10 protein-coding genes are annotated in these 10,353 nt (G+C 70.3%); 9 read left to right on the top strand and 1 reads right to left on the bottom strand.

Features of this window, described 5'->3' with window-relative positions; all coding sequences use genetic code 11:
* The 5 genes from atpA to VFF97_RS10950 form a co-directional block, all read left to right on the top strand.
* Positions 1-1,065 (top strand): F0F1 ATP synthase subunit alpha (atpA, locus tag VFF97_RS10970; protein WP_325033540.1); only part of this gene is annotated, 1,065 nt, incomplete at its 5' end.
* Between the two features lie 20 nt (positions 1,066-1,085).
* Positions 1,086-1,982, top strand: a complete 897-nt coding sequence (locus VFF97_RS10965) for a F0F1 ATP synthase subunit gamma (protein ID WP_325033539.1) — start codon at positions 1,086-1,088, stop codon at positions 1,980-1,982.
* 23 nt (positions 1,983-2,005) lie between these two features.
* Positions 2,006-3,466, top strand: coding sequence for a F0F1 ATP synthase subunit beta (atpD, locus tag VFF97_RS10960; protein ID WP_325033538.1), 1,461 nt, complete (start codon positions 2,006-2,008; stop codon positions 3,464-3,466).
* Between the two features lies 1 nt (position 3,467).
* Complete coding sequence (locus VFF97_RS10955) at positions 3,468-3,728, top strand: F0F1 ATP synthase subunit epsilon (RefSeq protein ID WP_325033537.1); 261 nt, start codon at positions 3,468-3,470, stop codon at positions 3,726-3,728.
* A 70-nt stretch (positions 3,729-3,798) separates the two neighbouring features.
* The gene (locus VFF97_RS10950) at positions 3,799-4,548 is read left to right on the top strand and encodes a YaaA family protein (RefSeq protein ID WP_325033536.1); all 750 of its coding nucleotides are present in this window, start codon (positions 3,799-3,801) and stop codon (positions 4,546-4,548) included.
* Between the two features lie 18 nt (positions 4,549-4,566).
* On the opposite strand, the gene VFF97_RS10945 is transcribed toward VFF97_RS10950, so the two are convergent.
* Positions 4,567-5,055 carry a DUF4282 domain-containing protein gene (locus VFF97_RS10945; RefSeq protein WP_325033535.1) on the bottom strand — a complete coding sequence of 163 codons (489 nt, stop codon included), beginning with the start codon at positions 5,053-5,055 and terminating at the stop codon, positions 4,567-4,569.
* Positions 5,056-5,262: 207 nt separating this feature from the next.
* Here VFF97_RS10945 and VFF97_RS10940 point away from each other — a divergent pair, with 207 nt between their 5' ends.
* The 4 genes from VFF97_RS10940 to VFF97_RS10925 all read left to right on the top strand — a co-directional run.
* On the top strand, positions 5,263-6,087 hold the full coding sequence (locus tag VFF97_RS10940; protein ID WP_325033534.1) for a large exoprotein: 825 nt from the start codon (positions 5,263-5,265) through the stop codon (positions 6,085-6,087).
* Between the two features lie 67 nt (positions 6,088-6,154).
* Positions 6,155-7,138, top strand: a complete 984-nt coding sequence (locus VFF97_RS10935) for an aldo/keto reductase (RefSeq protein ID WP_325033533.1) — start codon at positions 6,155-6,157, stop codon at positions 7,136-7,138.
* A 104-nt stretch (positions 7,139-7,242) separates the two neighbouring features.
* On the top strand, positions 7,243-8,217 hold the full coding sequence (locus VFF97_RS10930; protein ID WP_325033532.1) for a PP2C family protein-serine/threonine phosphatase: 975 nt from the start codon (positions 7,243-7,245) through the stop codon (positions 8,215-8,217).
* Positions 8,218-8,283: 66 nt separating this feature from the next.
* A partial coding sequence (locus tag VFF97_RS10925) for an FtsK/SpoIIIE domain-containing protein (RefSeq protein ID WP_325033531.1) occupies positions 8,284-10,353 on the top strand: 2,070 nt, incomplete at its 3' end.

Raw genomic sequence — 10,353 nt, 5'->3', positions numbered from 1 at the left:
GCCAACTGGGAGTCGGGCGACGTCAACAAGCAGGTCCGCTGCATCTACGTCGCCATCGGACAGAAGGGCTCCACGATCGCGGCCGTGAAGGGCGCGCTCGAGGACGCGGGCGCCATGGAGTACACGACGATCGTCGCCGCTCCGGCATCCGACCCCGCGGGCTTCAAGTACCTGGCCCCCTACACCGGCTCGGCCATCGGCCAGCACTGGATGTACGACGCCAAGCACGTCCTCATCATCTTCGACGACCTGTCGAAGCAGGCCGAGGCCTACCGTGCCGTGTCGCTGCTCCTCCGCCGCCCGCCGGGGCGCGAGGCCTACCCGGGCGACGTCTTCTACCTTCACTCGCGTCTCCTCGAGCGCTGCGCGAAGCTGTCGGACGAGATGGGCGCGGGCTCGATGACGGGTCTGCCGATCATCGAGACGAAGGCGAACGACGTGTCGGCGTACATCCCGACGAACGTCATCTCGATCACCGACGGCCAGATCTTCCTGCAGTCCGACCTCTTCAACGCGAACCAGCGTCCCGCGGTCGACGTCGGCATCTCGGTGTCGCGCGTCGGCGGTGACGCCCAGGTGAAGTCGATCAAGAAGGTCTCGGGCACGCTCAAGCTCGAGCTGGCGCAGTACCGCTCGCTCGAGGCGTTCGCGATGTTCGCGAGCGACCTCGACGCCGCCTCGCGCCGTCAGCTCGCCCGCGGCGCTCGCCTGACCGAGCTGCTCAAGCAGCCGCAGTACTCGCCGTACCCGGTGGAGGAGCAGGTCGTTTCGATCTGGGCGGGCACCAACGGCAAGCTCGACTCGATCGAGGTCGAGGACGTGCTCGCGTTCGAGCGCGAGCTCCTCGACTACCTGCGCCGCAACACCGACATCCTCGACCGCCTGCGCGAGACGAACGTCCTCGACGACGACACCGTCGCCGAGCTCGAGAAGCGCACGGACGACTTCATCCTCGAGTTCCGTGCGGGCAAGGGTCAGGCGATCGGTCGCCCGGGTCACGAGGAGGTCGCTCCGGCGGCCGCCGAGGACGTGAACCAGGAGAAGATCGTCAAGGGCCGCCACTGAGCAGGCACCGGTAAGGGACCATGGGCGCACAACTGCGGGTCTACAAGCAGAAGATCAACTCTGCTCAGACGACCAAGAAGATCACGAAGGCGATGGAGCTCATCGCGGCTTCGCGCATCCAGAAGGCGATGGCGCGCGTGCGCGCGTCGACCCCCTTCGCGCGTGCCGTGACGCGGGCCGTGTCCGCCGTCGCGACCCACTCGAACGTCGAGCACCCGCTGACGACCGAGCGCGAGGTCATCCGCCGTTCGGCCGTGGTGATCTTCGCCTCGGACCGCGGACTCGCCGGCGCGTTCAACTCGCAGATCCTCCGCGAGGGTCTCGAGCTGGCCGAGCTGCTGCGTCAGGAGGGCCGCGAGCCGGTGTTCTACCTCGTGGGTCGCAAGGCGGTCGGATACTTCCAGTTCCGTCGCATGGAGGCCGCGGCCGAGTGGACGGGTGACACCGACACGCCGCACTTCCACACGGCCGAGGAGATCGCGGCGACGCTGCTCGACGCGTACGACCGCGGCGGCCAGGACGGCGGGGTGGACGAGATCCACCTCGTCTACAACCGGTTCGTCAGCATGATGACGCAGTCGCCCGAGACGGTCCGCCTGCTGCCGCTCGAGGTCGTCGAGGCCGAGGAGTCGTCGGCGGCCGTGGTGTACCCGCTCTACGAGTTCGAGCCGGATGCCGAGGTCGTCCTCGACGCGCTCCTGCCGGTGTACATCCAGAGCCGCGTCTTCAACGCCCTCCTGCAGTCGTCGGCGGCCAAGCACGCCGCGACGCAGAAGGCGATGAAGTCGGCCAGCGACAACGCCGACAAGCTCATCACCGACTACACCCGCCTGCGCAACAACGCACGCCAGGCCGAGATCACGCAGCAGATCGCCGAGATCGTCGGCGGCGCCGACGCCCTGGCGTCGGGCAAGTAAGACCATACGAAAGAGAAGAAGCCATGAGCCTCACCGCTGAGAAGACGGAAGCGCAGACCGAGTCCTTCGGTGTCGGCCGCGTCGCGCGCATCACCGGTCCCGTCGTCGACATCGAGTTCCCGCACGACGCGATCCCCGACATCTACAACGCGCTCAAGACGACGATCACGATCGGCCAGGAGTCGACCGAGATCACGCTCGAGGTCGCGCAGCACCTCGGCGACGACCTCGTTCGCGCGATCTCGCTGAAGCCGACCGACGGCATGGTCCGCGGCCAGGAGGTGCGCGACACGGGCGGCCCGATCACGGTTCCCGTCGGCGACGTCACCAAGGGGCGCGTGTTCAACGTGACCGGCGACGTGCTGAACGCCGAGCCGGGTGAGACCGTCGAGGTCACCGAGCGCTGGCCGATCCACCGTCAGCCCCCGAGCTTCGACCAGCTCGAGTCGAAGACCCAGATGTTCGAGACGGGCATCAAGGTCATCGACCTGCTCACCCCGTACGTGCAGGGTGGCAAGATCGGCCTCTTCGGCGGCGCGGGCGTCGGCAAGACGGTCCTCATCCAGGAGATGATCCAGCGCGTCGCGCAGGACCACGGTGGTGTGTCGGTGTTCGCCGGTGTCGGCGAGCGCACGCGTGAGGGCAACGACCTCATCCACGAGATGGAGGACGCGGGCGTCTTCGACAAGACCGCCCTCGTGTTCGGCCAGATGGACGAGCCGCCGGGGACGCGCCTTCGCGTCGCGCTTTCGGCGCTGACGATGGCGGAGTACTTCCGCGACGTCCAGAAGCAGGACGTGCTGCTGTTCATCGACAACATCTTCCGCTTCACGCAGGCGGGCTCCGAGGTGTCGACGCTGCTCGGCCGCATGCCGTCCGCGGTGGGCTACCAGCCGAACCTCGCCGACGAGATGGGCATCCTGCAGGAGCGGATCACCTCGACGCGCGGCCACTCGATCACGTCGCTGCAGGCGATCTACGTCCCCGCCGACGACTACACCGACCCGGCGCCGGCGACGACGTTCGCGCACCTCGACGCGACGACCGAGCTCTCGCGTGAGATCGCGTCGAAGGGTCTGTACCCCGCGGTCGACCCGCTCGCCTCGACGAGCCGCATCCTCGACCCGCGCTACATCGGCGAGGACCACTACCGCGTGGCGACCGCCGTGAAGCAGATCCTCCAGAAGAACAAGGAGCTGCAGGAGATCATCGCGATCCTCGGTGTCGACGAGCTCTCCGAAGAGGACAAGGTCGTCGTCGCCCGCGCGCGTCGCATCCAGCAGTTCCTCTCGCAGAACACCTACATGGCGAAGAAGTTCACGGGTGTCGAGGGCTCGACGGTTCCGATCAAGGAGACCATCGAGTCGTTCGACGCGATCGTGAAGGGCGAGTTCGACCACGTCGCCGAGCAGGCGTTCTTCAACGTCGGCGGCATCTCCGACGTCGAAGAGGCGTGGGCCCGCATCCAGAAGGAGAACGGCTGACATGGCTCTCAACGTGAGCCTGGTTTCGGCTGACGCCGAGGTCTGGTCGGGGGAGGCGTCGCTCGTCGTCGCCAAGACCGTGCTGGGCGAGATCGGCTTCATGGCGGGTCACGAGCCGGTGCTCGCGATCCTGGCCGAGGGCCAGGTGCGCATCACGCAGACCGACGGCACGAAGGTCATCGCGAACGCGCAGGACGGGTTCCTGTCGATCGAGAGCGACGTCGTGACGATCGTCGCGGGCAACGCCGCCCTCGTCGCCTGATTCACCTCGTCGGAACGCCCCAGCCTCCTCGGAGCGCTGGGGCGTTCCTCTGCCTGGAGCCGCCCACCCCATGCTGATCCTGCTGCCGCCGTCCGAGACGAAGCGCCCCGGGGGCGCCGGCGCGCCGTTCGACACGGCGTCCCTCGCGCTGCCGGCGCTGGCGCCGGTGCGCGAGAGGCTCGTCGATGCGCTTGTCGCGTTGTCGGCGGACACGGAGGAGGCGGCGCGCGTGCTCAAGCTCGGTCGCACGCAGCTCGGCGAGATCGCCGTCAATGCAGCGCTGCGCGAAGCGCCGACGATGCCCGCCGTCGACCGATACACCGGAGTCCTGTACGACGCGTTGGGCGCGGCATCCGTCGATTCGGGCGGCCGGCGCTGGCTGGGTCGGCACGTCATGATCCACTCGGCACCGTTCGGGCCGGTCGGCGCCCTCGACCCGATTCCCGCGTACCGCCTCGGCGCGGCCTCGTCGCTCCCGGGTCTTCCCTCGCTGCGGCGGGTGTGGGCGGATGCCGTCACCGCCGCCATCGCCGACGCGGCGCCGTCGTTCGTGCTCGACCTCCGGTCCGAGGCCTACGTCGCACTCGGGCCCGTCCCCGCCGAGGTGCCGTCGGCGTACGTGCGTGTCGTGACGGAGTCGGACGACGGCGCGGTGCGTGCCCTCAACCACTTCAACAAGCACGCGAAGGGCGCGCTCGTGCGCCGACTGGCCGAGGAACGCCCGCGGATCGGCTCGCGGGCCGGATTCGCGCGGTGGGCGGCCGGGAGCGGCATCCGCGTCGTCGACCGAGGCGAGGGCGAGTTCGACCTGTTCGCGTGACGCCGTGCGCCGGATGCCTCAGCGCCGCGTGTGCTCGGCGGTGCGCTCCGTGTTCTCGGCGATCGCGATGAGGGCGACGACGGCCTCGATGATCAGACGCAATGCGACGATCGCGAGGAACGCGATGAGCGGCACGAGGATGATCGTCGCGATGATGAGCGTGATGCCCGCCCCGGGGTTGAACCACAGCGCGGCCACGCCGTTGAGGATGCCGGTCACGAGGTACAGGACGGCGCCGATGACGATCACGATGAGGCCCGCGAGGTAGAACACGCTCGCGAGGCGCCGCGTGATGAACGTGCGGAACGAGAAGTCGAACAGCGCGCGGAAGAAGCCTCGGCCGACCTCCGTGACGTCTCCGCTCAGCGCCGACTGCGAGACGCCCGTGTCATCGGGGTCGGTGGCCGGGTCGTACGCGGGACGCTTCGGCGAGGCCGCGGCGGCGGCTGCCTCGCCGGCGGGCTGGGGCGGAAGGGGCGGGGGAGGCGGGGGCGTGGCGTCGCTCATCGGCGATCCCTTCGTGTGGGGAGGGGGCGGGGATGCCCTTTGCGCTCACCCTATCCAGGGGCCCGCCCGTGACGGCAAGGGGCGCCCGCGTGGCGTGTAGAGACACGCCGGGAAGCGGTGGTCCCCGCGACAGGGCGCCGCTAGCATGTGGACCGCGGCGCGCCGTGCCGCGATCGTGCCTCGAACATCCATCACCCGGAGGATTCCATGGATGATTTCCCCTACGATGGCGCCGCCGTAGCCGCCTACGCCGCTCTCGTGGTCTTCGGTTTGATCTTCGCCGTCATCGCGTACGTCATCTTCGCCTGGTTCTTGATGAAGATCTTCGACAAGGCCGGGGTGCAGGGGAGGTGGCGCGCGTGGGTGCCGGTCTACAACACCCTCATCTTCGTCAAACTCGGTGACCTGAACCCGTGGTGGCTGCTCGTGCTGTGGGGCGGTGCCATCGTGCTCGGGTGGGTCCCGGTGCTCGGATGGCTCATCGGCGTCGCGGTCTTCCTCTACACGCTGCTCGCGGCGTGGCGTGTGGGCCTCAAGCTCCAGAAGGAAGCCGTCTGGCTCATTCTCTACTTCTTCCTGAGCATCGTCTGGTACGGCATCAACGCGTTCGACTCGTCGCGCTGGAACACTGCCATCCCGGCTGCTCCGTGGGCGAACAGCTTCCTCGCCGACACCACTCAGTGGCAGGGCGTGCCGGTGCAGACGCCCGCCGGCGGCTACCCGCCGAACCCCGTCACGTCGCCCGGTGGCGCCGGCGCGTACCCGCCTCCCGGCTACCAGCCTCCCGGTGGCTACCAGCCTCCGGCTCCGCCCGCCGGCTACCAGCCGCCCGCCCCGGGCGCGGGTGCTCCGCCGGCCGCGCCTCCGGCTCCGCCGTCCTCCGCGCCCGCGGCTCAGCCGCCGGCATCCGAGCCTCCCGCCGCCCCGCCGGCCGCGCCCGAGCCGCCCGCCGCGCAGCCGCCCTCGAGCGAGCCGCCCTCGACGGAGCCGCCCGCGGCCGAACCGCCTTCGGACGAACCGCCGCGCGTCTGATCACTCGATGAGAAGGCCCCCGTTCGCGGGGGCCTTCCGCGTGTTCGGGGCGCACTAGCGTGGAGGGATGACTTCTCACGTTCCTCTGCGTCGTGTCGGCGCATCCGGCCTGCTCGTCTCTGCCGTCGGGCTCGGGTGCAACAACTTCGGACGCCCGGGAACACGCACTGAGACCCTCGAGGGCACGCGCGACGTGCTCGATGCGGCGATCGATGCGGGCGTGACATTCCTCGACACCGCCGACATGTACGGCGGGCACCCGGGCATGAGCGAAGAGCTCATGGGCGAGGCGCTCAAGGGGCGACGCGACCGCGTCGTGCTCGCGACGAAGTTCGGCCACAGCGCCCTGCCCAACCCGGAGGGCTTCACGGGATCCAAGGGCTCTCGTTCGTACATCCGTCGTTCGGTCGAGGCCTCGCTGACGCGGCTGCAGACGGACTGGATCGACCTCTACCAGGTGCACACCCCCGACGAGGCGACCCCGATCGAAGAGACGCTCGATGCCCTCGGCGACCTCGTGCACGAGGGCAAGGTGCGCTACATCGGCCACTCGAACTTCACGGGGTGGCAGATCGCCGAGGCGCACTTCACCGCCCAGATGCGCGGCGCGGTGCCGTTCGTGTCGGCGCAGAACCAGCTCAGCCTGCTCGCGCGCGGCGACGAGAAGGAGGTGCTGCCCGCCGTGCGACGCTACGGGCTCGGGTTCTTCCCGTACTTCCCGCTGCACAACGGCCTGCTCACGGGCAAGTTCACGCGCGAGTCGGCGCCGTCCGACACACGCATCATGCGCCAGCGGCCGCACATCTACGAGGACGCGCCGTGGGAGGCGCTCGAGGCGTATCGGCAGTTCTGCGACGACCGCGGGATCACGATGCTCGAGGCCACGTTCGGGTGGCTGCTCGCGCAGCCGGCGCTCTCGAGCGTGATCGCGGGTGCCACGACGCCGGAGCAGGTTCAGGCGAACGCCGCGGCGGCCACGGCCTGGACGCCGACGGTGGAGGACCTCGAGCTGATCGACGGGTTCTTCCCCGGTCCGGGGCGGGCATCTTAGCCTCGGGGAGTCGTGCACGAGGACCCGAAGGTGCGTTCTACTAGGATGTGACCACGCCCGCCCGCAAGGCGCGGCCAACCTGTACGGCGACGGGAGGACGGGGAGTGCCCAAGGTCACCGCCGACTCCACGACGATCACCCTGCCCGACGGCCAGATCGAGCTGTCGTGGGCAGCGGTGACTCATCGCGGCCGCCGGCGTGACGTCAATCAGGACGCGGTCCTCGCCCAGTTCCCGCTCTTCGTCGTCGCCGACGGCATGGGCGGTCACGTCGGCGGAGAGATCGCGAGCACGAGCACCGTCGCGCGCATGCGCGAGCTCGCCGAGTCGGGCTCCATCACGGCGAAGGCTCTCGAGAAGTCGCTCGCGCGCGCCGTGAAAGACATCGCGTCCCATCCGGATGCCACGGACGAGGCGACCGGCACCACCGTGACCGGCGTGTTCCTCGATACCAGCCGCGGCGAACCGCACTGGGTGACGCTCAACATCGGCGACTCGCGCGTCTACCTCGTGCGCGACGGCATGATCGCGCAGCTCACCACGGATCACTCCGTCGTGCAGGAGCTCGTCGCGGCCGGCCGGCTGAGTCCTGAAGAGGCCGAGAACCACCCGTACGGCAACGTCATCACACGTGCGGTCGGGCCCAGTGAGAGCGTCACGCCGGATTATGTGCGCGTCGAGATCGCACCGGGCGACCGGTTCGTCATCTGCTCGGACGGCCTCACGAAGGAGCTGACCGACTACGGCATCCGCCATTTCCTCGACGAGAACCCCGACCCCGCCGACGCGGTGCGCGCGATGCTCGACGCCGCTCTCGAGAACGGCGGTCGCGACAACATCTCGATCATCGTGCTGAACGTCGGAGGCGCCCCGGTCATCGAGGACGACGCCGACGACGAAGACGAGTCCGACACCGCGGAGTGGGAGACGGTCGACGACGCGGACGATGAGACGGATGCCGCGGCCGATGAGCCGGCGCAGGAGTCGGCCGCTGCGGACGATGGCGTCGACTCGAGTGACACGCCGGTCGACGAGCAGGCGGGCAACGAGGGGGACGAGTCCTCCCCAGAGTCCCGTTAAGCCCGCGAGCGCACAGATCCTCGGCGGCATCCGCGGTCGTGCGCTCGACGACGCTGGACTGGGAGCATGCGCTTCGCTCCCGTACCCGCCCCGGCATCGCTTCGCACCGACCCCGAAGCCGTTCCGCATGAAGTCGCCGACAGCGCGCTGACGCTGCCGGAGCCGTGGAAGCCCCCTCCTCGCACGGGACTCCCCGTGCTGGCATCCGTCGTGCCGGTCGTGGGGGCCGTCGGGATCTGGCTTGTGACGGGATCGATGCTCTCGCTGTGGCTCGCAGGCCTCGTGCCGGTGATCGCGGTGGCGACGGTGCTCGACCGCAAACGCACGATGCGGAGGGACCGGCGGCGCGCAGAGGTCGAGGCGGATGCGGCGCGGAGGCGCGTCGCATCCGCCGTCGAGGCGCGTCACCGCGAGGAGCGCACCCGGCGGTGGGCGTCGCATCCCGATGTCGCGGGCTTCCTCTCGAATGACAGCGCGGTGTGGCGGCCCGTTGCGGAGCGCGCCGATGCACTCGTCGTCGGCGCCGGCGAAGCCGCTTCCGCGGTGCGCGTGACCGGCGGCGAGGGCGATCCGGCATCCGATCGCGTGCGCGCACGCGCGGCGAGGCTGGTGGGAGGCCCGGTCACCGTGACCGCGAGCGACGGGATCGCGGTGGAGGGTCCGCCGGTGATCGCGGATGCCGTCGCCCGCGCGCTCGTCGCTCAGCTGTGCCTCGCGCTCCCGCCCGGGCGCCTTCGCCTGATCGCCGCTCCAGAGTGGGCCGAGTCCCTGCCCCACCACGCGGCGGCGACGGGCGTCGCCGCGGCCGTGCTCGCGCCGGGCCAGCCGGTGCCGCCGGCCGCGGAGATCGTGATCGCGCGCGTGGAGCCCGGGCAACCGATCCCGCCGCGATGCGGCGCGACCGTCGTGGTCGAAGCGCCGGATGCCGCGCGCCTCGACCGGGCCGGCGCGGTGCACGACATCGCGATCGAGGCGCTGTCGCGCGAACAGCTTCACGCCATCGCGCTGTCGCTCGGCGAGCGGGCGTCGCACGCGGCGGTTCTCGGGCTCGCGAGCGCTCCCCGCGCGATCGTGCCGCTGCAGGAGGTGCTCGCCGACGCACCGGCGTCGCGGCGTGGCGCGCTCGCAGCGCCGATCGGCGCGGACCGCGGCCGGATCACGGTCGTCGACCTCGTCGCCGACGGGCCGCATGCCGTCGTCGCCGGTGTCACGGGCTCGGGCAAGAGCGAGCTGCTCATCACGTGGATCCTCGCACTGTGCGCGACGCACTCGACCGAGGAGGTGAGCTTCTTGCTCGCCGACTTCAAGGGTGGCACCGCGTTCGACGCGCTCGAGGCCCTGCCTCACGTGACAGGCGTCATCACCGACCTCGACGGAACGGGTGCGCGGCGCGCCATAGAGAGCCTGCGCGCCGAGATCCGGTGGCGCGAGAGCGAGCTCGCCCGGGTCTCGGCACGCGACGTCGACCATCCGCGCGTGCGGCTGCCACGACTCGTGGTCGTCGTCGACGAGTTCGCGGCGCTCCTCGCCGATCACCCTGAGCTGCACGCCGTGTTCGCCGACGTCGCGGCGCGCGGGAGGGCCCTCGGCATCCACTTGGTCCTCGGCACACAGCGCGTGTCGGGGATCGTGCGCGACGCGCTGCTCGCGAATTGTCCGCTGCGCATCAGCCTGCGCGTCACGGATGCCGCCGACAGCCGTGCCGTCGTCGGAACGGAAGACGCGGCCCTGCTGCCCGGGGGCATCTCAGGGCGGGGAGCCGCGGTGGTGCGGCGTGCCTCCGATGCGGCGCCGCGATCCGTGCGCATCGCGCTGTCGGCGCCGGACGACATCCGTGAGATCGCCGCTTCGGCGCGAGGGCCGAGGCCGAGGCGGCCGTGGCTGCCCGACCTGCCCGCGCGCATCGACCTCGACGACCTCCTGCTGCGTGAAGAGGTGCCGCGCGGAGCGGGAGTGCTCCTCGTCGGACTCGCCGACGAGCCCGAGCGGCAGCGCCAGAGCCCGATCGGCGTCCGCATCGGCGACCGCGGTCTGCTCATCGTGGGCGGGCCGGGCTCGGGCAAGTCGACGGCCCTCGCGACGATCGCCGCGCAGACGCGCGGCCCGGTCGTCCACGTGCCTTCCGCCCCCGAGGAA

Origin of the sequence: Microbacterium sp., assembly GCF_035687345.1 — a bacterium.
Classification (GTDB): Bacteria; Actinomycetota; Actinomycetes; order Actinomycetales; family Microbacteriaceae; genus Microbacterium.
This window is presented reverse-complemented; position numbering and strand designations above follow the sequence as displayed.

Bases quoted from the DNA above. Each gene is read 5' to 3' on its own strand.
- VFF97_RS10935 (WP_325033533.1), top strand. From the start codon at position 6,155: ATGACTTCTCACGTTCCTCTGCGTCGTGTCGGCGCATCCGGCCTGCTC.
- atpD (WP_325033538.1), top strand. From the start codon at position 2,006: ATGAGCCTCACCGCTGAGAAGACGGAAGCGCAGACCGAGTCCTTCGGT.
- VFF97_RS10945 (WP_325033535.1), bottom strand. From the start codon at position 5,055: ATGAGCGACGCCACGCCCCCGCCTCCCCCGCCCCTTCCGCCCCAGCCC.
- VFF97_RS10965 (WP_325033539.1), top strand. From the start codon at position 1,086: ATGGGCGCACAACTGCGGGTCTACAAGCAGAAGATCAACTCTGCTCAG.
- VFF97_RS10950 (WP_325033536.1), top strand. From the start codon at position 3,799: ATGCTGATCCTGCTGCCGCCGTCCGAGACGAAGCGCCCCGGGGGCGCC.
- VFF97_RS10940 (WP_325033534.1), top strand. From the start codon at position 5,263: ATGGATGATTTCCCCTACGATGGCGCCGCCGTAGCCGCCTACGCCGCT.
- VFF97_RS10955 (WP_325033537.1), top strand. From the start codon at position 3,468: ATGGCTCTCAACGTGAGCCTGGTTTCGGCTGACGCCGAGGTCTGGTCG.